The sequence below is a fragment of the Halocatena marina genome (genome assembly GCF_023276375.1).
Taxonomy (GTDB): Archaea; Halobacteriota; Halobacteria; order Halobacteriales; family Haloarculaceae; genus Halocatena; species Halocatena marina.
Window position 1 is genome coordinate 409324 of sequence record NZ_JALLPK010000002.1, and the last position, 25315, is coordinate 434638.

At 53.0% G+C, this 25315-nt stretch carries 17 protein-coding genes and 2 pseudogenes; 12 read left to right on the forward strand and 7 right to left on the reverse strand.

Features of this window, described 5'->3' with window-relative positions:
• Positions 1-47: 47 nt before the first annotated feature.
• The 5 genes and pseudogenes from MW898_RS20530 to katG form a co-directional block, all read left to right on the forward strand.
• Positions 48-365 (forward strand): annotated as a pseudogene (locus MW898_RS20530) (ATP-binding cassette domain-containing protein); the annotation flags it as partial.
• Between the two features lie 18 nt (positions 366-383).
• Positions 384-1970 carry a hypothetical protein gene (locus MW898_RS20535; protein ID WP_248910180.1) on the forward strand — a complete coding sequence of 529 codons (1587 nt, stop codon included), beginning with the start codon at positions 384-386 and terminating at the stop codon, positions 1968-1970.
• A gap of 184 nt (positions 1971-2154) precedes the next feature.
• On the forward strand, positions 2155-2847 hold the full coding sequence (locus tag MW898_RS20540; protein WP_248910234.1) for a YqjF family protein: 693 nt from the start codon (positions 2155-2157) through the stop codon (positions 2845-2847).
• Positions 2848-3369: 522 nt separating this feature from the next.
• Positions 3370-7848 (forward strand): S8 family serine peptidase, encoded by a 4479-nt coding sequence (locus tag MW898_RS20545; RefSeq protein ID WP_248910181.1) that lies wholly within the window; start codon positions 3370-3372, stop codon positions 7846-7848.
• Positions 7849-8491: 643 nt separating this feature from the next.
• Entirely contained in the window at positions 8492-10627 is a 2136-nt protein-coding gene (katG, locus tag MW898_RS20550) for a catalase/peroxidase HPI (protein WP_248910182.1), read from the forward strand.
• Positions 10628-11364: 737 nt separating this feature from the next.
• Here katG and MW898_RS20555 read toward each other — a convergent pair.
• The 4 genes from MW898_RS20555 to MW898_RS20570 all read right to left on the reverse strand — a co-directional run bounded on the left by MW898_RS20555 (position 11365) and on the right by MW898_RS20570 (position 15427).
• Entirely contained in the window at positions 11365-11766 is a 402-nt protein-coding gene (locus MW898_RS20555) for a DUF7970 domain-containing protein (RefSeq protein ID WP_248910183.1), read from the reverse strand.
• On the reverse strand, positions 11763-12638 hold the full coding sequence (locus tag MW898_RS20560) for a ParA family protein (protein ID WP_248910184.1): 876 nt from the start codon (positions 12636-12638) through the stop codon (positions 11763-11765). The genes MW898_RS20555 and MW898_RS20560 overlap by 4 nt, the downstream gene beginning before the upstream one ends.
• Positions 12639-13463: 825 nt before the next feature.
• Positions 13464-14012 (reverse strand): hypoxanthine/guanine phosphoribosyltransferase, encoded by a 549-nt coding sequence (gene hpt / locus MW898_RS20565; RefSeq protein ID WP_248910185.1) that lies wholly within the window; start codon positions 14010-14012, stop codon positions 13464-13466.
• A 215-nt stretch (positions 14013-14227) separates the two neighbouring features.
• Positions 14228-15427, reverse strand: coding sequence for an MFS transporter (locus MW898_RS20570; RefSeq protein ID WP_248910186.1), 1200 nt, complete (start codon positions 15425-15427; stop codon positions 14228-14230).
• 147 nt (positions 15428-15574) lie between these two features.
• Between MW898_RS20570 and MW898_RS20575 the strand changes: the two genes are divergently transcribed.
• The 6 genes from MW898_RS20575 to MW898_RS20600 all read left to right on the forward strand — a co-directional run bounded on the left by MW898_RS20575 (position 15575) and on the right by MW898_RS20600 (position 21502).
• A complete protein-coding gene (locus MW898_RS20575) occupies positions 15575-16507 on the forward strand; it encodes a winged helix-turn-helix domain-containing protein (protein ID WP_248910187.1) in 933 nt (310 codons plus the stop codon).
• 154 nt (positions 16508-16661) lie between these two features.
• Entirely contained in the window at positions 16662-17297 is a 636-nt protein-coding gene (locus MW898_RS20580; RefSeq protein ID WP_248910188.1) for a halocyanin domain-containing protein, read from the forward strand.
• Between the two features lie 253 nt (positions 17298-17550).
• Positions 17551-19038 carry an aryl-sulfate sulfotransferase gene (locus MW898_RS20585; protein WP_248910189.1) on the forward strand — a complete coding sequence of 496 codons (1488 nt, stop codon included), beginning with the start codon at positions 17551-17553 and terminating at the stop codon, positions 19036-19038.
• 160 nt (positions 19039-19198) lie between these two features.
• Positions 19199-19780, forward strand: a complete 582-nt coding sequence (locus tag MW898_RS20590) for a DUF8102 family protein (RefSeq protein ID WP_248910190.1) — start codon at positions 19199-19201, stop codon at positions 19778-19780.
• 123 nt (positions 19781-19903) lie between these two features.
• Positions 19904-20395 carry a DUF892 family protein gene (locus MW898_RS20595; protein ID WP_248910191.1) on the forward strand — a complete coding sequence of 164 codons (492 nt, stop codon included), beginning with the start codon at positions 19904-19906 and terminating at the stop codon, positions 20393-20395.
• Between the two features lie 132 nt (positions 20396-20527).
• Positions 20528-21502 (forward strand): sodium:calcium antiporter, encoded by a 975-nt coding sequence (locus MW898_RS20600; protein ID WP_248910192.1) that lies wholly within the window; start codon positions 20528-20530, stop codon positions 21500-21502.
• 17 nt (positions 21503-21519) lie between these two features.
• Here the strand turns inward: MW898_RS20600 and MW898_RS20605 are convergent, their stop codons facing one another.
• Positions 21520-22824: an MFS transporter gene (locus MW898_RS20605; RefSeq protein WP_373689894.1), complete on the reverse strand. Its 1305-nt coding sequence runs from the start codon at positions 22822-22824 to the stop codon at positions 21520-21522.
• Between the two features lie 250 nt (positions 22825-23074).
• Here MW898_RS20605 and MW898_RS20610 point away from each other — a divergent pair.
• A pseudogene (locus MW898_RS20610) lies at positions 23075-23464 on the forward strand (DUF302 domain-containing protein); the annotation flags it as partial.
• 83 nt (positions 23465-23547) lie between these two features.
• On the opposite strand, the gene MW898_RS20615 reads toward MW898_RS20610, so the two are convergent.
• Positions 23548-24132 (reverse strand): hypothetical protein, encoded by a 585-nt coding sequence (locus tag MW898_RS20615; protein ID WP_248910195.1) that lies wholly within the window; start codon positions 24130-24132, stop codon positions 23548-23550.
• A 3-nt stretch (positions 24133-24135) separates the two neighbouring features.
• Positions 24136-25014, reverse strand: a complete 879-nt coding sequence (locus MW898_RS20620; RefSeq protein ID WP_248910196.1) for a DsbA family protein — start codon at positions 25012-25014, stop codon at positions 24136-24138.
• Positions 25015-25315 lie beyond the last annotated feature (301 nt).

A 25315-nucleotide genomic window follows, 5' to 3' on the forward strand; every position in this document is an offset into this window, starting at 1 on the left:
AAATGAGAATTTATGTATGATTGAGGTTATATTCGGTATACGTAATAATGAATTCGCCATCGATTGAGGCAACCCCTCTCCGGAAAACGTACGGGAACGAGGTTGCAGTGGACGACATATCACTGTCAATTCCAATGGGGACAGTTTACGGGTTCTTGGGACCGAACGGTGCAGGGAAAACGACGACGATGCGGTTGCTAACGGGATTGACACAGCCAACGTCTGGAAAGGTTCAGATTTGTGGAATCACCGTGAAAGATCGGCGTCAAATCGCATCCCATGTCGGTTATTTGCCCGAAACCCCGCCACTGTACGACGTGTTCAGCGCGCGCGAGCAACTTGATTATGTCGCAGCTCTCCGGAATCACTCGCACTGACGACCGATGAGCATTCAGCGCGACTTTCGCCACGGCATCCGCATCGCCCGGGCAGAACTCGTTCGGGAGCTCCGGGTGTATACAGGAAATACGCGTCGAGCCATCGGTTTCGGGGCGATACTGGTGGCTCACGGTATGGGACTCGTGACCGCCGTCGTAGGGGCGCACGTCCTCGGTCAGGCGTGGAGCTTCAGTGCGGTCGATCCGTACGTCGGTCCAATCGCAACCGTGCTCCCGATCATCCTGTTCGTCGGGATGATCCGCCGAGCGGGCCGCCTCAGAACCATCGAAGCCGAGGAACTCATGTTGATGATTGTGCATCCGCGAGCGATTGTTATCGGACTCGTCGGTTCGGATATCATCCAGCTGGTGCTGTGGTTCGGGGTGCCACTGGGGATCGTCGTCACCGTCTTGGGGATCGGAGAGGGCATTCTCTGGCTTCCACTGACGTTCGGGCTCGTCGTTCTTCCCTTGCTCTGTTGGGTCGGCGTCTGGGGCTATGCGTGTGGCATTTGGCTATCGAGACTGGCTCGGCGGTTCTCCGACCCTGACCGCCTCGGAAGGATTGTCTGGCTGATTGTGTTGATTGGAATCGTGGGCGGGTCACAGATCGTTATCATCGGTACCGACGGAGTGCTCTCGACCGATCTCTCTGCTCTCACGCTTTACCCGTTGCGTGCGTATGGAGCCCTCACATTTGCCGGAACGCCACTCGCCGAGTCCCTCCCTGTCGGTGGACTGGTGGTACTCTCCACTCTGGTAGTGCTTGTCCCTGTTGGTCTCGCGCTCGCAACTCGCCAAGCCACCGCCCTCTGGTTCACCGAGGCCACACATCGGAGCCGGGTTCCGCGTGGTGCCTCTAGTGGGTTTACCGTCCCCCGCCCGTTCAGCAGGACGCTGGCGGGACGGATGGCGTGGGGACACCTCCTCCGGGGGAAACGACGCTCATCGGAGCTGGTCCGCATCTTGATTGTCCCGGTCGTGCTGCTTGTGATCTCCCTGCCAGCTATTTACACGGCGGGTGAGCATCGGGAAATTCTTCTGGCAGGGATCGGCGTCGTCATCGGTGCGGTTCTCAGCGGTTTCTCGTTCGGATTGAATCCACTTGGTGACGACCGGCCGTGGTACCCGTTGCTGTTGCTCACCGAAGCCTCCTCGCACACGCTTGTTCAGAGCCGGGTGATCGCGGGACTCGCTGTCGGGCTGCCGGTTGCGGTGCTCGTGCCGTTCGCGTCGGTGGCTATCGGGACGACACCGTTGATCGGGCTTGTCTTCGCAGGCGTCGGCACCGGCTCGTGTGTCGGGGGAGCCTTGGTCGCGGTCGGAATCGGATCGGCGTTTCCCAACTACGACCGACGGCCATACTGGGGAGACGAGACGGCCCTTCCGTCCAAGACTGCTCGTCAGGTGTTTCTGTTCTTCGTTGCTGGCAACACGGTAGGCTGCCTGGTGGCAGTCTGGACCCTGCTCCACGCACAGCCGCTGACCGCTTTTCTGATCGGACTGGGTGGTGTCTATCTTCTAGTAATGGCTGGAATGTTGTACGGGACGTACCGATATGCTGTTCGACGCTGCCGACAGATTACGTTATGAGAATTCTGAGTACGTCGTGATTCAGTTCTCACCGGGACAGTGAGCCTCCTGTTTGTTGCCCTCTCGACTGGCGCTCAATCCAGCAGTGTACTACAAGACTAGAGCGTCTGTGAACCAAACACGGGAACCCTACTGGATGATTAGAGAACGAGAGACTTTCTTCTATCGTCCCGAAGCTGAACACATGGTGGTCTCGCTTGTGATGGGCTGGCGGCAGTTGCTGTTCGAGAACTGGCCTATCGATCCCGCACTGGTCGACTCTCATCTTCCGGAATCGCTCACTGTCGACCGCCACGACGGGAACGCGTGGCTCTCGGTCGTCCCGTTCACCAATGTCGCTGTCCGTCCGAAGGGGCTCCCCCGAAAACTGGGCGTTCGTCTCCCAGAAATCAACGTTCGAACGTACGTCACCTACGACGGTGTCCCCAGCGTCTACTTCTTCAGTTTGGACGCTCAGGGACTTGCCAGTGTCATGAGCGCGCGTCTCTTCCATCACCTTCCGTACTATTACGCTCGAATCTCACTCTCCATAGCTGATGGTCGCGTGCGGTTCGACAGCCAGCGGTGCCACCCTGGTGCTCGTCCCGGTCGGTACGAAGCCACCTACTGGCCGACCGGCGAACCGTTCGACGCTCCCTCGGATCCGCTCACGGAATTCCTCGTCGAGCGCTATCGATTCTATACCGAAGCTTCCGATGGATCGCTTCGCTACACTGACGTGTGTCACGATCCTTGGACGCTGTACCCCGCCAAAGCGACTGTTGAGGCCGACACGTTGCTACGTGCTGCTGGTTTCGCCCAACCCGACGCGGAGCCGGTATACTACTACAGCCCTGGATTGAACGTTGTGGCGTCTCAAAGCAGACGACACGAATAGCCTCTAGATGACAGCTGAAGTACTCATCGATCTCCAAATGATTCAGATCGATGTGGGATGTGACAGCTCATTTGCTCTGCGGTGTATCAGTGTCCTTCCTTGCTGGGACGCCGTGCTGTTGGCCAGTAACACGTCTAGCACCAGTTTACTTGCTGCGAGAGATCTACACCAAACACGTCGAAGTTAGCATCTGTACATTATTTTGTAAACCTATCGGTGTGTGAACAGTCTCAGATTCAGTCTCTACACCCTTGGTGCGGAAGTTTCCCGTCTTTCAATCTATCCACTGAGATATCACCCTAATCATCTAGTGTATGATATAATGTGATAAAAATATTATAATATAACATGATTATAGATATACTTATTATATAGTTAATTATAACTAATAACATCGTACATCTGAATGTTATTTATTCAGGCTGATGTACGATACAAATACGGAAAGATAACCTATACATGAAATTGAATTACACGAAACAACTCCTCGCAATCATACTTGCATGTATACTCGCATTCTCCATGGCAACGCCATTCGTTGCCGCAGGGGGAAGCGAGCCTACAGCACATGATACAACAAGTATCGATACTGCACAATTGAGTAGTAGTCTTGACCAAAATCAGGTCAGTTACATTACTCAGCACGAACCATCAACCACGCTCCGTCAAAAACCACAGGCTTCGGTTCTTGATCCCGCTCTGGAGGACGCCAATGGGACTGTAAACGCGCTTCTCGTCCTCAATCAAGCATCTGTCGATCAAACGGCGGATCGAAACGAGACAATAAGCACGTTGAAACAGCACGCGGCAACCACCCAACAATCAGTAAAAACCTCCGCTAACGGTCTGCAAGGCGTCGAGGTGACCAATACGTTCTGGATCGCCAATATTGTCTCAGTCACTATCGACACCGATCGAACCGACGCTCAGGAACTCGCCAAGATCGATGGTGTCAACACAGTTGTCAAGAGCCGCGAACATTCCATTCCGGAACCGAAAGACACTGTCAAACCGAGTCCTGCACCGAACGACGTTAATACTACCTATGGGCTCGATCAGATCAACGCGACCGATATCTGGAACGAGTTCGACGTTCGTGGCGAAAACACCAAAGTCGCAGTTCTCGACACTGGTGTCGATATCAGCCATCCGGATCTTGATCTCTATACCGAAAATGCGTCTAATCCGATCTATCCAGGCGGTTGGGCTGAATTCGACGACAGCGGCAACCAAGTTCCCGGCTCCGAACCACGCGATAGTCACTATCATGGTACGCATGTCAGCGGTACCGTGGCGGGCGATTCTGCGGGGGGTACCGCTATTGGTGTTGCTCCAAACGTCCAGTTGATGCACGCGATGGTCATCCCCGGTGGCAGTGGCTCTACTGAACAGGTCATCGGCGGGGCGCAGTGGGCCGTCAGTGAAGGTGCTGACGTAGCGAGTCTCAGTCTCGGTGCGGGCTGTGGGCTGTTCGGTCCTGTCTACTCTCAAGCGTGGATTCCGGTGATCGAAAACACCAAAGCATCAGGAACTAACTTTGTTGCGGCGGCTGGCAACGGCGGTGAAGGTTGTGTCGGCTCACCTGGCAACGACTACCGGTCGTTCAGTATTGGTGCCTCGAACGCGAACGGCGACATCGCGGATTTCTCTAGTGGCCAAGTTATCGATAAAACCGAATGGGATAATCCACCTGCAGCGTGGCCTGATACATTCACGAAGCCGGATGTCTCCGCACCCGGTGTTGATATACTGAGTGCCGAACCTGGTGGGGGATACCGGCTGCTGAGTGGTACCTCGATGGCCACCCCACACGTCGCAGGCGCGGTTGCGCTGGTTCACTCGGCGAATCCCGATCTCACTGTAGCTGAGATTGAACAGGTATTCAGTGAGACGGCATGGAAGCCCGACGACTGGGAGGGACCAGATGATGCGAAAGACACGCGCTACGGGATGGGCATCATCGACGCGTACAACGCGACCCAGCAGGTCGCAACCGCCATTCCCGAGTACGAACTCGGTGACGTCGACGAAAACGACGCTGTCAACGTCCAAGACGTTCAGTTGATGCAGCAGTATCTCTACGGTGAGGCCCCCGAGAATTTCAACGAAAACCTCGGGGACTTGAACCGTGATGACGAGGTAACTCTCGACGATCTGAAACTACTGCAACGGAACGTCCAAGGAACGGTCGACGAAGGAGAAATACAGGTATCGAATCTCACTGCTCCCGACGAAGTGACCGAGAATGAATCGATCACCGTCAGTGCCGATCTCAATAACCCCGGCGGACTGGGCACGGTTCAGGAAATCGGTCTGTACGTTGCTGCTGACGAGAGCAACCTCGGTGACGGTGAGCCAATTGCGACGACAGTCGTCGACATGGCACCCGAGGGTGTCGATAATCCGGTTGACCAACCGCACGAGACAACAGTAACGTTCGAAATCGACGCCAACACCGTCAGTGAGGGTGACTATCACGTCGGCGTGGTCTCTCAGGATGACTCCGTAAGCGACGAACTCACTGTTCTTGGATCGAACTTCGTTATCGCTGGCCTGAACGCACCTGCGAATGTCGAACAAGGCGAATCATTCGACGTGAACGCGACGATTACAAATACGGGCAATCTGGAAGACAGACAGACCGTCGAGTATCGTATCGACGGCGTCGAACGGACGACGAACGTGACGCTCTCAGCTAACGAGAGCATGACCGTCGAATTCGATGATATCGAATCGGACAGACTTGACGCAGGCACCTACGAACACGGAGTGTTCTCCGAGGATGACTCGGCGACAGTGAACATTACTGTGCTTGAAGGATTCTTCGATGTCGAAATCACCGATGCAACCAGTGAGGCGTCAGTTGGTGAGACGGTCAATGTCACAGCAACTGTCGAGAACACCGGTGAGGCGACAGACGAGCAGGCTGTTACCTACGACGTAGTCCCAAACAAGGTGAACCTCGCCGTGGTTGATGACCTGAACGACACGGAAAGTCGTGCATTGGTCGACAGACTCGACTCATCACTACCGGATCGGTACAACATCACGCTTGTCACGACCGATGATCTAATGGACGAAATCGATTCCTACGATACCTTCGTTGTCAACGAATTCGACGAAAGTGACGTGTTCGTCCAGGACTTCGTCGATGCAACCGATGGGCCGGACACCGGCGTAGTCTACCTTGATCAGTGGGGGAGCTTCGGTGGAAGTGAAGCGATCGTTGAACTGTCCGGCGCGACGGGCGACCCGGAGAGTACAGACGATGGCTCCAACGGGGATGATCCGTATCTCCAGATCGAGACCGATCATCCGGTATTTTCCGGTGTCGGTGAATCAGGCGATCAAGTTGCACTCTTCGCTGGATCTGGACCCGAACACAGTTGGCACAACGACTACAGTGGCCAGACGCTCGCTAGCGTTGGTCAGGGTAGTGATATCAAGGGGCCCGCCATCGCAGTCAACGAGACCAGTTCGACGGTATTAGCCGATTCGCTTGGTCAGACAAGCTACCTCCCGAGTGGGTATTCCGCGGGCGCAAACCAGATTCTCGCGAACGCAATCGAGCACGTCAGTGGTTTCACACCGACAGGAACCGCTCTCTCGACGGTGGATGACACCACAGAGACCGTCACACTCGACCCAGGTGAGTCTACGACTGTCGAGTTTACCGACACGGTTCCGGACGGTACCGACATTTCGATTGATTACCGCCACTTAGTTGGTAGCGAGAATGACGAGGACTTCGCGCCGATTACGATAGACGTCGATCGTGGTGCAGTCGAAGGAACTGTCACTAGCGACACGACCGGCGACCCTATCGATGGTGCAACTGTCGAAATCACCGTCGAAACGGCCGACGGGAGCTACACCGCCACCACCAATGAAAATGGTGCGTACCGCATCGAGAACGTCCCCGAAGGAACGCACAACGTAACTGCGTCTGCCGACGGCTATAGCAGCGAGACCGTCTCAGTTGATGTGCCGGCGAACAGTATAGCGACAGCGAACTTCTCTCTCGCTCCGAACAATGGGTCGATTAGCGGCACAGTCACTGCAAGCGACACCGGCGAACCGGTTGCCAACGCCACGATCGCCGCCGAGGACAACGAGGGCACCATCTACCGTGAAACAACCGACGAGAACGGCACGTATACCCTCGATATGCCGTCGGGCGATTACGTTGTTTCCGTCGCTGAGACGCCGAGTGAGTTCCAACCGGAAGCAGTCGTCACAGTTGCTCCTGGTGAGGAAGTCACAGCTGTCGACTTCACGGTTGAGCCATCCAACGGAATGATAGATGGGTACGTCACGAACGCGGCTGGCGTTCCAATCGAGGGTGCACACGTGACCGATGCTGATCAGGACTCGTTCAATGTGACGACCAACGAGGACGGCTACTATCGCATTGAAGATCTCAACCGAGGTACGTATGCCCTTCGGGCAGCCCATTCGGACTATCCGGATTCAGACATCACATTCGCCGATGTCGCTGCCGATGAAACGACGACCCAGAATCTAACGCTTGGGACGTTCTTCGAAGTATCGAATCTGAATGCGCCCAACGCAGCCGAACAAGGAGATTCATTCACTGTCAATGCGACGATCACGAACATCGGTGACCAGCAGAACACGCGCACCGTCTTCTACTTCCCACCAGGGACGAACTTTGGTGAAAATATGTTGACCCAGTCTGATCTGTTCAAGGAAGTCACGCTCGACGGTGGGGAGAGCACAACTGCTACATTCACCTACGATGTGTCTGCTGACTTCTCGCCAGGTGAGTACGAACACGGTGTCTCCGCTGACGAAGTCGAATCAACGTCCATCACAATTACAGAATCTGCTAATTCCACTAGTGAGAATCCCTCGATTACGGACAGCTCTGAGACTTCAATTATCGAAAATGTCGAGCGGTTGACTACCACACAACGATCACAAACACTGGAAGTGCCACCGGAACACAAATCTCTACCAGTTTCTTTAACAGCACGATAGCAACTGTAACAGCGCTACCGCGCAATCCGGAGACTTCCGCAATCGTCGTGTTCGTGCACACGGCACCTTATTTTTCAGTATTTCAATGCATTAATAACATCAGCCTCCGTGGAACTGAACCAGCCAAATTCGGTGCGTCCTGTAATCTCCAATCTGAGGTCACTTTGTGCCCGCACGCTTGTCGACATCTCGTACCCTCATCGTTACATGTGTTAACTGCCTCTCGAAACACTGTGCAAAGTTTCTGCTGGCTCGTGTCGACTTTGCTCAGTACGTTTGCTATAAGAAAATCCGACTGAAATCAGTTGTAATGGGATTTCTATGGCCGTTCTCAAATTATGTTGTATACAGATACTTATGGTTTTTATCTAGTGAGTTCGTGATTTGTTCGATAGACGAGAACGTTATTTGCTACCGATTGTACACCCATCAAAGTGTTAATAGCGTCTGTGTCGGGCCAGAATTCGAATGAACGACTTTGTCAATTTCATCAACCAATGACGGTTCAAAGAGAGTTTGCTAAATAGGAGGCATACCTACTTTGCTGACAAAAATTCATAATTTGGTAGATTGCTTGGGTTACAGCGAAGACTTGGTTACCAATTAGACAATTTTAATATTCGAAAGCAACAATCACTTGCTAATGCAAGATTCCAACCAGAACTGGTGGCCGAACCGGCTAAGCTTGAAACATCTTGATCAGAACGCTCGCAACATTGATCCTATGGGCGAGGAGTTCAACTACGCAGAGGAATTCAAGACTCTCGACCTTGAAACCGTGAAGGAAGACATTGCTGAGGTGATGACGACGTCGCAAGATTGGTGGCCGGCTGATTTTGGCCACTATGGGCCGCTCTTCATTCGGATGGCGTGGCACAGCGCTGGCACATATCGCACTAGCGATGGACGCGGCGGCGCGTCCTCCGGTACACAGCGCTTTGCGCCCCTCAATAGTTGGCCCGATAATGTAAATCTCGATAAGGCACGTCGGTTACTCTGGCCGGTTAAGCAGAAATACGGCCGTAAACTATCGTGGGCTGATCTGTTAGTCTTGACCGGGAACGTCGCTCTGGAGTCGATGGGCTTCGAGACGTTCGGCTTCGCTGGCGGACGCGAGGACGCCTTCGAACCTAACGAGGCTGTCGACTGGGGTTCTGAAGACGAGTGGCTAGGTGACGATCGCCACGACGAGGACGGGGACCTCGAACAGCCGCTTGCCGCAGATCACATGGGTCTGATTTACGTGAACCCGGAAGGGCCGAACGGCGAGCCAGATCCACATGCGGCAGGGGAGTACATTCGACAGACGTTCAGCCGTATGGCGATGAATGATGAGGAAACAGTTGCACTCATTGCTGGCGGACACACGTTTGGGAAAACCCACGGTGCAGCTCCTGATGAAAATCTTGGTGAAGGTCCTGAAGGGGCTTCCATCGAGGAACAGGGTCTCGGCTGGAAGAACAGCCATGGTACTGGCAAAGGTAATGATACGGTCACCAGTGGCTTAGAGGGCGCGTGGACCAACGAGCCGATTGAGTGGGATAACGGCTTTTTGGACAACCTGTTCAACTACGAATGGGAACTAGAGAAGAGTCCTGCCGGTGCGTGGCAGTGGACCCCAAAGGACGAATCTGCAAAGGGGACTGTTCCTGACGCTCATGATCCGTCGAAAGAGCACGCCCCTATGATGCTCACGACAGATCTTGCCCTGAAGAAGGACCCGGACTATCGGCCGATTGCGAAGCATTTCCACGAGAATCCAGACGAACTCGAAAGCGCCTTTGCGAAAGCTTGGTATAAGTTGACGCACCGTGACATGGGCCCACCATCTCGTTTTCTCGGCCCGGAGGTCCCTGATGAGGAGATGCTTTGGCAGGATCCTCTCCCCGATGCTGACCATGATCTGATTGGAGAAGAAGAGGTCACCACGCTCAAGGAGGAAATTCTCGCTTCGGGACTGTCCATTTCTCAGCTGGTCTCAACCGCCTGGGCGTCGGCATCGACGTTCCGTGGCAGCGACAAGCGCGGTGGAGCGAATGGGGCTCGCATTCGGCTTGAACCACAAAAGAGCTGGGAGGTAAACGACCCAGAGCAGCTGGCGACAGTACTAGAAACATTGGAAGAGATTCAGGAAGAATTCAACAGCTCGTCCGATGGGACGAGAGTTTCCCTCGCCGATCTGATTGTCTTGGGCGGCTGTGCGGCTGTCGAGCGAGCAGCGAGAGATGCTGGATATGATATTGACGTCCCATTCGAACCGGGACGGACAGACGCCTCCCAGGAACAGACTGACGTCGATTCGTTCGATGCGCTCAAACCGGAATCAGACGGATTCCGTAATTATCTCGCGGACACGCACGACCAATCAGCGGAAGAGTTGCTTGTAGACAAGGCACAATTACTGACGCTGACGGCTCCTGAGATGACGGTTCTGGTTGGCGGCTTGCGAGCGCTGGACGCGAACTTCGATCAGTCTGATCTTGGTGTCTTCACAAACCAGCCAGAGATGCTAACTAATGATTTCTTTGTGAATCTGCTCGACATGAACACAGAGTGGGAACCGTCCTCGGAGTCCGATGACGTATTCGAAGGATACGATCGTGAAACCGGTGACCTCAAGTGGAGAGGTACCCGCGTGGATCTCATCTTTGGTTCGAACTCCCGACTTCGGGCCGTCGCGGAAGCCTACGGCTGTGACGACGCAGCGGAGAAATTTGTTCATGACTTTGTCGATGCGTGGGACAAGGTAATGAATCTGGATCGCTTCGACCTCGAGTAATCTAATCTTCGAACGCAGAAAATAGTGAATTCTGCCGTTTTTTGTTGATTACTGTATTTCAGATACCGGCTGAGATGTGCTGTTGATCGAAACGTACCGCATTGGTGCCAACGATTTCGTTGGCTAGAAGCAGCGAAACGGAGAATTGACAAGTACTCGCCAGACTGCTGTATCGATCCGTCGTATGCTTTGCCCAGAGTGTTCAATCAAATGGTTATCTTTTATCTAATTTTGACAAACTTGTTGGGTTCTGTGTGTGGTTTGGTGGATATTTATTTCTAATTTTGCTTTGGTAGAGGAGGCAAGCCCCATTCCTACTGCGCTACTCGGTCGCTTTGCTCCCTGTGTTGCTCTTTGATCAAAGGGGCTTGCCTCCTCTACCAAAGCAAAATAATATTCTAAGAAGGTAGCCGCCCCACAACCATCGAAGAGATGGTCAACCACGTGCTGGATGGAGGTAGATGTGTGGTGGCCAACCGGCGTACACCTTGATCGCTTGTCGCCTGATTGCCGACAGACGCCGCTTTTAGCGGATATGTAACAGTCGTTCCGGAATATCTGAAACTGGTTTGATCACGAGTACAGTACTCCACCACTCTTCTGATGAGCGATCATCGGCCACATTTGAGCATCACCGTCTGCCTACTCAACCGTCTGATGTTGTCGCCTCTCGACCGTCAATAGATTATCACATTTCGTGGAAGATGAATGTGAAAGCCGAGGCTCACAACGGCATTTTAATCAAATGTCAAACCGTAACCCCATTCTCGAAGTTGTTCCTCAACATCGTCGAGATGCTCCAGTCCACTCATCACGAGTGCTTCTCTGAGATCAGTCAGAGCTACGTCACCGTCAAATTGATCTTCGAGCTCTCTGAGGGCATCTCGCTCCTCTCTTTGTGTATCTTGTTGGAGGAACAGTGGAACACGATTGCGTCCAGAATGGACACTGTCTCGCCGAAGGATCATCGGAATCTCTGATAGTTGGTGGGTCGTGGACTGAGTCGTAGCTTCGGTATCGTTTGGAGTCTCTGTGGTCTCGGCGTCGATTGTGGATTCATTATCGGTGTCGTCAATCTCTGGCTCCGAGATTGGATCTGCGAACGGATCGTCGCCAGAGCCTTCTTTCATTCCAGTCATGGGGTGATCACGCTGTGTTCAACATCGCCCGGCTCGGGTGGATTCGGTGCCTCGATACCAACTTGCTGTTCTAACTGGCGTGCCAACCGGTCGAATTGTGCGAGCGTTTTGATCTCATACTCTCGTCGCCGGCTTCGATGCTCCCGGATGTAACAGTATGCGGAACATTGTTGCTTCCAGCAGCCTTCCATCAAAGACGCTCGATCTCCGATGATTTCTGGCGTCGAATAGGGTATATCGTTGATGATCTCCCGCTGATCACGCGTATCTTTGAAATCCATCGGCAGTGCAGCGAGGACGCCGATATTGATGTCGAGATTTTCTTCTAAGCCAGCAACCAGCGATTCCAGTCCCTGTACTGCTGCATCTCCTTTTGCACTCGGTTCGACTGGTATAACGAGTGACCGTGTCGCATTAATTGCGTTGTAGAGGTGTGGTCCCTCCGTAGCAGGCGGATCGCAGATCAGCACGTCGTATCGGTCGTTTACGTCTGCTCTGCGAAGGACGCGTAATAGTTGGGAATGCATTCCAAATGCTTCGCCCATCGCTTCGGCTTGTTCTTTCTCGCGGCGGAGATATTCCGCCAGACTTCCGAGCATATTATGCTCTGGAATGATATCTACCCCCTCCTTGGTCTGGATAAGATCATCAAACGATCCGTTTGGCCGCTGGATCATGTGCCGAACAAGGTTGTCAACCGACTTTTTCCGCTTCCCATCAACGCCGAACAGCCGTGAGAGGTCACCATCCTGCGGATCGAGTGGAACAACCAATGGTTTGAGACCTGCACGCGCGTGTGCGACAGCGAGGTTTGCTGCTGTCGTGGTCTTTCCAACGCCACCTGCTTCCGAATACGTTGTGTATGCCAGCATGTTTCGAGTATTGTCCCACTCTACAATGAATGTTCCCCATGTACACCCCCAATTATGTTCATTTATGAACACACTCAGTGAATGAGTCTAGTGAACGTACTCAATGAACGGATCTAGTGAATGCATTCGATGAACGTATCCGATGAAGACCATCGATGAACATACCTGGTGAACAGATCTAGTGAATGTACTCAATGAATCTATTCGATGAACGTACCCGATGAATGGATCTAGTGAATGTATCTGGTGAACATACTCAATGAACACACTCGGTGAACAGGTCTAGTGAATGTACCCAATGAATGTGTTCAGTGAATACATTCGGTGGATGAACTCTATGAGTGGATTTAGTGAATATACTCGATGAACGGATCTAGTGGATGTATCTACTGGGTGTACTCAATGAGGGTTATCAGTGAACAGGTCTAATGAATAGATCTAGTGAACGCATTCAATGAATATCTCCGGTGAATACACTCTGTGAACGGATTTAATGAATGTACACGATGGCTGTCGGTGATGGGTTCTCTCAATGACGGCGTCCAGAGAACGTTCTTGCCGAATACATATATTGAGTACCCATAGCTACACCCCACCACCTCGTTCCGATAGTGTTCTGGACGCAAGGATGAGCGACTCGCTAACTAAAGATGGTATCTCTCACGTCGGTAACCATCGTGATGGAGAGATTACATTGGCGATTTGGATATGCACGGTAGCCAGAACGATCGTATCAACGTTGGCGAACTGGGATGTATCGTGAGCGCCGACGTGAACAATTAATTCTCGCGTATCTCCGGATAAAGGATAAGATGGACCGCTGACTCAGTTGTGGACTGTAACTGTCCCATTTTCGACGGTGATATCGAGTAAACTGGTTGCCTCGTAGTCAGTGTCATCGAGCGCAGAGGGACCAACCTTTCGCAGCACGACGACGATATCAGTAATCTCTGCACCAATATCATCGAGCGCATCACAGATGGCTGCGATTGTTCCACCAGTTGAGAGAAGATCGTCGACGACGAGCACGCGGTCTCCCTCCTCTACATCGTTGATGTACAGATCGGACTCGGAGTAGCCGGTTTGCTGGTGGAGCGCAACCTCACCGTCAAGTCCATACGAGCGTTTGCGAATCACAACAAGCGGTGTGTCCGTCTGGAGTGAGAGTGCTGTGGCGAGATGAATGCCCATTGCTTCAGGTGTGACAATTTTATCCACGTCGAAGTCCACAACTTGGATGACACCAACGATGACCTCACGTAGGAGTGCGGGGTCAAGCATCGGCACGCCATTCGATATCGGGTGAACGAGATACTCGTAACCGTTCTTGTCAATAATAGGGGCGTCGTGTAAGGAGGAGCGGAGTCGTTCCATGTTATCGATTTCGGTAACAAACCTCAAAAGAAGTCCGTTCCATAGTAACGAAGAATAGCACTCCGTATTGGGAACGACTCTTCCTACAAGTATGGAACACGACACGGTGTTAATCAACCGCGGCTCATCGGTTGAATCGGAACTCCTTCGTTTGTTGTCAATACACTTTCAGATGAGGCTTAGAACGTTGGGCATCAAATCAATCATTACATCAATCATGTGGTCTCACCGGAGGTGAAGAGTCTTGCAGTCTGTGATTCAAACGGGTCTACCAATACCCGGAGTAGGAGCACAGTAAAGACCGCAACCATCCCGAGGACGGCCAGTGAAGTCATCGGTGTCGTTGCAACTGCGAGAGCTCCTCCGGTCGACCGTGCAAAGACAAAGACGAGTGCCTGTACCATCGAGACACCGCTCAGGGCTGTTGCTCGCCCCTGAGAGTCAAGCCGATTATTCAGATACGTACTGCCGAGAGTGTCACTGACTGTATTGGCACTACGGGCGACGAAGAATACGGGCACTGCAACAACAGGGAGTGCGCTTGCGAGCAGGAGGACGCCTGTGAGCCCAACCGTACCGAGTGTAAACCAAGCTCCAATACTGAACCGCTCCGAAATCGGTGCTGCGAGTGACGAACCGACCGCGGCGGCGATCATCAGTCCTGTATACAATGGCCCGAGAAGTTCGGTGGTAACTCCGACGGAGAGCGCGACCGGTTGCACGAATATTTCGATCGTCTCCGGCACGGCTAGGACAACAGCTGAGAGAACGACGAACACCCTGAGTTGGCGGGTAGTGAGGACTGAGGTGAGTGCAGTGACCGCTTCTGCCGGTGAGAACCCCTCTGTCGAGGTATTAGAATCTGGCTCGGGAAGGGTCAAGACGAGCATACCACCGAGAGCGGTCATGACTGCTGCCGCAGCAAACGGCACGAAAGTCCAGTACTCGTATAGGAGCCCGCCGCACAGAGCTGTAACAGCAGCAGCCACATAGAATACAGACGTGCTTCGACCCCGAACTTCCGTATATCTCGATGTCTCGTCAGCATCAACCAATGTGTCGTAGAGCCACGCATCAGTACTCCCTGAGCGGAAGGTGGCAGCCACGCCCCAGAACGACCAGCACAGAACGAATCCAACGAGCGAATCAGCAACAGCAAATCCGACGTGCGTCAGTGACACGAGCACTGCACCAAGTGCTAACCCGTTTCGTCTACCGAGTCGGTCACCGATGTATCCTGTCGGAATCTCACCGACTAGGGTCCCGAGGAAAAACGTCCCTGCCGCGAGGCCGACGCCTGCGAGATCCAGCCCCTGTGCGAGCGCGTGGACCGTGAGAATTGGATAAACAAATCCCTCTGAGGTTAACAACCGATAGGCGTAGAACCGATATAGAAGCGATTTGAGCGCCCTCATTCGGCTACACTCCCACACTCGATGTTCGACACGCTACCAGCCCTGATTGGCCGTCCGTGGTCACCTGCGCTCATTCGAAGATAGACAGTGAGTCTGACGGATGAGAGTTAAAAATTCGCAGAAGAATGTTTCAATTGACGAATCAACATGATCGGAACATCCGTTCCGACACGCTTTGCTGGGACAGTCACGAACCAAGAGCCAATGACTTCCATTGCCCCCGATGTGGGGCTCGCCGCTCTCCGCGAGGCATTCCAACTCCTTGCGAATGAAACACGCATCGAAATTCTCCATGCGCTTTGGACACGCCCAACGTGGGAGGCGACATTCACCGAACTGAAAACCGTGGTCGGGATGCGTGACAGTGGCCAGTTTCAGTACCATCTCGATAAGCTCGTAGGAACATTCATCAAGCGAACCGACCACGGATACACCCATCTTGCGGGGAGCATCGCACTCTATCGCGCGATGCTCGGAACGCTCGGGGGACCAGATTCTGTGTCATCGATCATGCTTGATACACCCTGCCCGGCGTGTGATAGGTCGCTGCGACTGATCTACGAAAATCAAGTGTTCGCCGCACGGTGTCCGTCGTGCGAAGAGTCTGTGCTGAGCTCACCGTTCTTGCCTGCCGGGATAATCGACCGGTCGAACAATGAACTCTTGTCTGCTTTCGATACATGGTCACGGAAACTAGTTGATCTGCTTCAGAGCGGTGTTTGCCCGTGGTGTCGGAGTACTGTCTCTCATACGTTTGAGCAACGCGATGATCCCGAAGAGGTTCGTATCACTCATCGGTGTGACCGCTGTCAAGGATTCCTCACGACACACGTTGGTGAGGTCATTCTAAGCGATCCAGCGGTCGTCACGTTTTTCTATCTCCTCGGGCGTGATATTACCGTCCCTCCGTACTGGTCGCTCCCGTTCTGTATGACCAGCAATGGTGTGACCGTACTCTCGAAGGCTCCGTGGGCAGTTGAGCAGACAATTCGATACCAGGGTGAAACCCTTTGCCTCCATCTTGACGATGACATGACCACAAATGTAATGGAGTGTTCACTCAGTGTATTGGGTCATTGAGTGTATTACGAAGTCGACCCCCGTTGGTTCTGTCGTCGGGCTGTTCAATAAGCAATCTTAGCGGCAAAACCCGAGTCACTTGACGTGATCCTCTGTCGAACACATCAGTCCACATGGCAACAGAGGCATTGTCCGCGCCATCAAAGATTAAATCATGTTTCCGAGTGGAGAAAGGAAGCGACGGGACTTCCTCCGGATAGCTGGAGCTGGTGCTGTTAGCAGTGTGGGCGTGAGTGGGACCGCAGCAGCACAAGATGGTAACGGTAGCGGCGGCGGCTCCACAGCGACGGGCCCGATCGACTATGGGGGATGGCTGGATGATGCTGATTACTGGAATGAACAGACAGCGGAGCTGACTGGCCAAAATCAGGTGACGATTACTGTTGGTGGTGGGGCAAACAACGGCCTCTCGTTCGAGCCGGTTGCCGTTCATATCGATCCAGGGACAACCGTAACGTGGGAGTGGTCCGGTGAAGGCGGTGCACACAACGTTATCGCCGAGGACGACAGCTTCAACAGCGGGAGTCCTGTCGCTAACGCCGGTGTTACTTTCGCCCGCACGTTCGAACAGAATGGTATTAACAACTACTTCTGTCAACCTCACCGAACCCAGGGAATGATTGGATCAGTCGCTGTCGGCGAGGTCCCACGGGAAGCACCAGCACCTCCCGCCACGCCAGCGGTCAGCGAAGGAGCAAAAACACTCGGCGTTGCGACGTTCGTTGCACTGCTTTCGACGCTCGGACTGGCGTACTTCTTCCTCAGATTCGGTGGCGACTACGAACAATGAGTTTGGCGACGTGTCGAAGACCGTGAATCAGCACACGTGCGGCAGCTCGATACACGTACTCGCAATAACTTGGTTCTGAGGTATGCCTCCGTTTCATTGACGACAGGTGATCTGGCACACCAGCAGCTGTTTAAATGATGGTCCCATCGACAGCGAAGAAATCATCGGACTGTCGTCCAGTCGTTCATAGTACATGTAGAAGACGATACGGATATTAAGAATAATATATACCTGCCCTCGTCCATCAGACACAATGGTTTCATCGAGACTGCTCCTTCGGGGGCTCTTTTTAGCACTTATTCTCGGCTCGCTGCTCGTTATTGGTTCTGCCTACGCCATCGCAGCATTCGATAGCACGCCTGCAGAGACCGCAGCAAACCGGTATGCAAGCGGGAGTACCCAACCAGTCGTTGGATCGGCCAATGGAACCACGGTCATCGCGACTGACTCGAACGCTTGGTTGGGACAAAAAACAGACAATCCACGGTCGAACGCAGAGCTCCTAGCGTTTGCTCCTAACGGAAGCGTGAGCTACTACAACGATTCACACACGCGGTATTGGGATGTCGATCCCGTCCCAGGGACGAACGCTACTGTCGAATACGCCTACGCCGACCACGTGAACGCCTCTCAGTGTCCTGCTCTTCTCAGTGAGGACTACTGGCGTACGGACGAGTACGCCAACAGCATATCGTGGACCAAATGGCAGGAGTACGCACGCGCCTATCTGGACGAAAGCGGTGGGGCCTGTACCCAGAACGGCATCGAACGAGTCAATCTATCGACAGGTACTGTCACACCGGTCTACACTGCTACGACGCCCGGGAAGCATTCGACACGCTGGCACGACGCTGATCGTATCAATAACACGCATCTCGCGGTCGCAGATATCTATCTCGACCGTGTGTTCATCGTCGACACCACAACTGAGACTATCACCTGGTCATGGGACCCAGCTCGGGACTCACCAACACAGTTCGCCACGGATCAAACTGGTGGACCCTATCCGACCGATTGGACACACATGAACGATGTCGAAGTGCTCCCCGACGGCCGACTGATGGCCAGTCCTCGCAACGCAGATCGAGTCGTCTTTCTCGACCCCCAGAAGCCGCCATCAGAAACGCTAGTCGAAAACTGGACGGTCGGAACTGAAGACGAGACCGAAACGTTACACGAGCAGCACAACCCTGATTACATTCCCCCAACGGAAGGTGGTCCAGCCGTCCTGATCGCTGATTCAGAGAACAACCGTGTCGTCGAGTATCAGCGTGAGAACGGCGCGTGGAACCGTACTTGGACGTGGTCTGATGGCCGCGCCCAATGGATCCGCGATGCTGATCGCCTGCCCAACGGGAACACACTCATCACGGACTCCAACGGGAATCGCGTTTTGGAGGTTAACAGACAGGGAACAATCGTCTGGCAGGCCGAAACGGCGTTTCCCTACGAAGCCGAACGACTCGAGACGAGCGATGAGAGTGCTGGCGGACCGAGCGGCGAATCTGCCGCGATCGCCCCACGAAGTTCAGGACCGATCGAACAGATCTGGTTGGGTGTAAGGGGTGTGCTGGCCGGTCCAGCGTTCTCGGGTATTCATTATGTAGCCCCATATTGGGTAGGCACAGCTGAGCTGATTGCTCTCATCGTATGTGTGATGAGCATCGTTGGTTGGATACTCGTAGAAAGCTGGTTGGCGCTTCGTCCACGTATGTCGCTTTCTCGCGTGAAAGAGCAGTGAATCGTTGATTCCGTACCGGCGCAGAAATCACGGCAGTGATCGATCGGAAACTGCGTATTTTCTCACGATGCACACAACCCAATACACCGTGACAGGACGCATCTGCGGGAGGGCAAGCGGCTGTCTTTATTTGTGTGTGGTTCATCACTCCCAGCAACACATGGCCGGTCGCAAGAATGCGATGCTAACGACTGAAGATCGACGGTGGCTTACCGGCGAAAAAACCTACGAGGGCGAGCACGCAAAGCAGCAGCGCTATCAGCGACGACGAGATATCCGTGAGCGAGTGTATAATTCAGTTCTTGATTTCACGATTTTATTTCAACAACTTGAGGAAACTGAACGCGAGAAACTCTTCGGTCACCTCTCCGACGATGGCACACAGTGGGATATCGAAGACGAGGCATTTGAAGTGGGCATCCGTGATGCACTCGCGTTTTTACTGTACAACATCGGCGTGACGAAGCCTCTGAGCACCGACGAAGCGGCGTCGAGCACACCGGTTGCCGAACAGCTGATAACTGATGCAATCTACCACGCTGGCCGACGTGATGACTATCTCGTTGAGACGGTGGAGCTCGATATCACTGCCACTCACCTACCGCTCTCAAACGTACTTGATGATCTCGAAGCCGGGACAACGCTTTCACCAGCGCGGTTACGAGTGCTCATGGAAAGCGACCGTGTTGATACGGCCGAAATACAAGAATGCGTTCGAAGCATGATCTTCGAAAATGACTAACCCAACAGCACTGTCGGTTCTGAGAGACGCAGTACGAGTGATTGACTGGAAAAATAGTACTCACCTCTGCGTCGGTGGAAGTGCTGTGAGAGTCCATCAGGGGTCCAGCGGGGAAAGCCAGCGATGACGATCGAGACAAAGCGTGATATGTTCGAACGTGAGCTTCAGAAGCTCTACCACGCAGAACTAGAAATCCTCGACCTTCACGGTGATCTCTCTATGGCAGCTGGTAGCCAAGCAATCAGCGAGATCTTTGCTAGCCATCAAGACGATACAGTCACCCAGATTCACCGGATCGAAAGCGTCTTCGAACGGCTTGGACAAGAACCGACGGAGCGGGGAAGTGCAATCATGGAGGGTCTGCTCGCAGAGAAAGACGAGTTCATCAATGAAGTTGAAGATGATGAGCTACGCGATCTCGATGTCCTGAGTGTCGGGATGATCAACGAACGACTGGAACTTACCCTACTCGATCGACTTCTACTGCTGGCTGCGGATCTCGATCTTCCAGAGGAGATTGGACACGCTCTCGGCACGAACCGTACAGAGGCAGCCAATGCACTCCAACAGATGCAGAGCGTTCTCGAGACGACTCAGTCCAGCTCTTGGCAATAGATGAAAACAGAGCAGTATTCCGAGTAGGCATCACTAGATGCTAACTCATGTAAATACACACTAACAGTGGTATTTTCCAAGTAGATTAACTCTGTAGAAAGACTGTTTACTCTAGAGGGGGAACTTCCTTATATGGTCGTTCTGTCGGCGCTATTGTTCTTCGTTGGAATAGCACTCCTCATCTACAGCGTCGAGGAACTGATCGAGAACATCACGAAAACTGCGATTCTCACCGGCGTATCGGCGTTCCTGATCGCTGTGCTTTTTACAGGAATGGATTTCGAAAACTGGGCCTTCGGCGTTACCGCAATTATTGAAGGATTATCGGGTGTGGCGATCGGATCGGCGTTCGGATCCGCACTCTTTTTGGTTGGCGTCTCGGTCGCCCTTGCTGGCGTACTTGTGCCGTTCAAACCGGACGTCCCGTCGGAGTATCTTCTGTTGCTCGCAGTATCACCACTGTTTGCGCTACCGTTCCTCATCGATGGGTCACTCTCACGACTCGACGGCGTCGTCCTTCTCGTGATCTTCGGTGGAATTCTTGGCTATCTCTACTGGCAGGAGCGCCGTGGTCAGGAGACGTTTCGGGACGAAGAAACTGAAGAAGCACGTGAAGAACTCAGATCGAACGGACACAAATCCTGGTACTATCTCGGTCTGGTGGGTTTGTTTACACTCGGAATGATTGTCGGCTCTGAACTGGCTGTCGAAGGCGCACGTGGCATTCTTTCTGCTGCTGGAGTAAACGGCACGGTGTTCGGGATGACTGTCGTTGGATTAGTGCTGTCCCTCGAAGAGATACTCCTCGTCATAGAGCCCGTTCGTGCGGGTCGTTCGAGCATTGCCGTCGGAAACATTGTCGGTAGTCTGATCTTTTTCACTACTGGCAATATCGGTCTCTTGGCTGTTGTTCAGCCGTTCACTGTCGATCAATCAGTCGTGCTATTTTACTGGCCAGCTGTATTCGTGATCACACTACTGACGGCTGTGTTTCTCTACCGGGGACGGATACAACGGCCAGAGGGCGTTCTTTTTGGTGTACTGTATCTCGTGTACTGGATACTCAGCTACGTCTATTTCGCAGGCGATTCACTCATCACGTGGTAAGCGACAGATTTTCGTTCTCAAGTATAGGCATCGAACTCCGTACCAAAGACGAGGTAGTATCCGGTGCCGATGAGGCCGATAACGGTCGCCAGCCCGAACGCCAGCGTTGGATTATCTCCGTAGAGCCATCCTCCGAACGCTGCACTCGGGATCACGATAGTGTTTCTGAGCAGGTAGTATGCACCGGTGACGCGACCACCGGTTTTCTGTTCAGCAGGACCGACGATCATCGCTTTGTGGGCGGGGAGACCGGCAAAACGCAGTCCTGAAAACGCAAAGAGACCCCCAACGACAACCGCGTTCGCCGGTGCAGTAATCAGCAACATCGGAAACGTTGCATAGACCAAATATCCCAATCCGATCACAGGCTTGAGTCCAACGCGCTCGGCGAGTTTCGAAACGGGAATCATACTCAAAAGCGCGACAGTCATCTCGACGCCGAGAAAAACACCGAATAACGCTTCAGGGGCAAGCCTTCCAACAACGGGAAGTGTGGCACTCACTTCGAGAAACTGGACGACCACGATCACGAAAAACGCATACACCATCCCGTTGCCGAATCGGACGAAGATATCCCCAATGAGCAACGGTTTGAGTTCCTCGGGAAGGTCACGAAGATCAGCGATGAGTTGCGAGGTTCCCTCGAACTGCTTGCCCAGTGTATCGTTGCTCGCATCGTAGAGGACGTGCTGAACGACTGTGGCTGCCGCTGCGAGAACGACGGCCATCACGAGAATGAGCTGAAAACCGGTGACGAACCCTGCGGAAAGAGCAAGCACCCCGGCGGCGAGCGTCGGCCCGAGCAAAAATCCAATCCGGCGGAACGTCTCAGTACTGGCAAAGCCAGTGGCAAGCCGATCGGGTGTGACGTCCTGCTTGATGATTGCGAAGGTCGCTCCAAGCCCGAATGACTTCCACGATTGTGAAAACAACAACCCAACGAAAATCCAGACCCAGACCGGAATATCCACACCTCCAATCGCCAGTGTGCCGAGTTCGGGCGTGAGGAGCCAGATACCGAATCCGATTGTCGAGAGCACAGCAAAGAGCGTGAGTGCAATGCGTGAGCCAATGCGATCGGAAAACGCACCACCCGGGTACGGGTAGGCGGCGCTGATACCGTTGCCAACACTACCGTACAATCCGATGATTCCCGCTCCCGCTCCGAGCACGCTCAGATACTGGGGAATATAGCGATTGGTCATTTGAAACGAGAGGCTGAACGCGAGCATCGCCACCGACAGCACGAGGACATCACGCTCGAGTGCGAGAAACTGTCTGAACGCACTGAATACATCGGGTGTTCGCTGTTCCTGACTGATTCTTTCTTCTGAGCTCCCGCTTGTAACACTGTCTGGATTATCGGACGTCATGTGACGTTTATATCTACCCACACCCCTGAAATGCTGTTAGACCTTATGATTCACTCTTTGAATGATTCTATATTACTATATAGTATATAGTAAAACATTGGCCGAAGGTCGTGCTGACTGAGTCACTTTTGCACTTGTTGAGTCGATCGAGAGCGGCACAATATCTAAAAGAGCGTGTATAGTATTGTGCTATATGTAATATACTCTAAACAAGCGAGTTCACGGGAACTTCGATGAAGTCGTCGAACAGACAACTGAAGCATTGTCGGCAGAAGAATTCGGTGTCCTTTGCGATATTGATGTCCAGCAAACGCTCAAAGAGAAACTCGACGAAGACTTCCGTCGGTACGAAATATTGGGTGTCTGCAATCCACAGTTGGCACAACAGGCGCTGGAAGCGGAACTCCAGTTGGGTGCGCTCCTTCCGTGTAACGTGATCGTCTATGAAACTGAGGACAGTCGCGTTGGTGTGGGTGCGGTTGATCCTGCGGTGTTACTATCGGTTGTCGATAATCCTGAGCTGGATCAAATTGCGACCGCGGTTCGTGATCGGTTTGACCGTGTCTTGGATGAACATCCGCAAGCGTAACCACCGCAGAGCAACCGTACAGGATCATGTTTACTCAGACGCTGTGGCATCTCACATCAAATGAGCCAACCACGCGTTCCGTGTTACGTAATTCGGCAGTTACGAGGATCGCCAGACAGGCCAAGGAAGAACAGGAACAAGACGATCCCTGCGATCCGAAGCACTGCATCCTGAAACGGAACGAATGTAACAGCGCCCGTAAAACCGAGGAGGGCAAAGAGTCCGGGACCACAGCTTGCACAGCCTGCTGCAAACAATCCTGGGAGAATCCCGCCGATGTTGGCGAGACTTCCTATCTGCAACATCTGTAACTGGGCGATCATGTTTGCGAGAGCAACCCCTGTCAAAACCGCATACATGGCGTTCATCACAATCGCGCTCCAGCCATACTCGGTGACTGTCACTCGGAAATTCATCAGTAAAACCTGTTCGAGAGCGGTGAAGTACGCCCCAATATTTGGATAACCGAACATATCGGCAACGAACATCTGGTACGACGCGAGCGGTTGTGATGCAAGGACGAGTACACCGAACGTAAGGACAGCTAATGTAATTGCAAGGACCGAACGCTGTAGTGTCTGATACGGATAGAGGAGTGCTGCAAACAAGTCCGCTCTGAACCGTTCGAGGCGATCTGTGCTGATCGCTGTGAACATACTACTGCTCATGGATTACTGATTTTGAAGGGACTGAATATGACTCTGAAACCGGCTATACGGCTGTGCTCCAGTGAGCTTGATCGTCTTTCCCGTATTCCGAGAATACAGCATGAACCCCGGAGTTGCGGAGAATCCTTCCGTTTGAGAGCGCGTTCGTTCCTCTCGAATATCGGCTTTGATCTGTTTTTGATTCGAGCGCATACATTGGGTGATAGTGTTAGTGTCAACACTTGTACTGTTTTGAGCGTATCCGAGGAGACTGTCTCTTGATGACCACGTCTTTCCGGGCAAGCCTTGATGTTCAAACACTGAGTGATGCCAGTTCCAAAATGCATCTGGAGTTCGATCTTTGACAGTTTTCCAGAGACATCTGGCCATGACCGCTGCTGTCCACGAGTGCTCCCCGTAGTTCGGATACTGGAGTAACATCATACGAGCGGTGCCATTGCTAATCTCATTTTTGAGAAGATCTGGCAGATAGTTCTCTTCGAATTGTTTGCAATATGCACATTGGTAATCTGACCAGTAGTAAATGTCGATGGGGGCGTCTTTCTTTCCTATTACTGGCGTTCCGGCGAGATCGATATCGTAACCTGTTGTCTCCGACAGCGCTACGAACGACGGTGAGATGTCTTTGGTTGGGGTTGGAGTAGGAGTCGCTGTTGAAGTCGGTGTATCCGGTGACGCTGTCACCTCGTAGGACGTTGATTTTGTCGTATTGTTATCCTCTGAATTTTCACGCGATGTCCGTGTATCTGTCGGCGAGGACGATTGGCCGTTGTCGGATTCGGAACCAAGTTGATTGAGACAGCCAGCCATACTAGTACTGAGAAAGAGTGTTGCGCCCCGCATCACGTTTCGCCGCGAAAGAGGCGATTTGTCGGCAGCCATTGCAATATTGTGGAGATTTGGCAATCCCTTGAACCTGCTTCTCGTTTTCTCTGCGTGGGAAGTAGCGTATCTATTTATATAGTCTCCTCAATTCATGAGGGATGATGTCTCCGAGTCCCTGATCAAACGCGTTCTCGTATCGATGACACATGCTTCTTCCTCGTTGATAGCGTAACTCACAGGCCACGTGTCGTCACTGGATACTCACCGTCAAGAGAGAGTGTTCTTGCGGTACGGACAGACAACTCATCACCGAACAATGACGCTAACAAGAGGAGGATACAAGTGTCTGGTACACGCT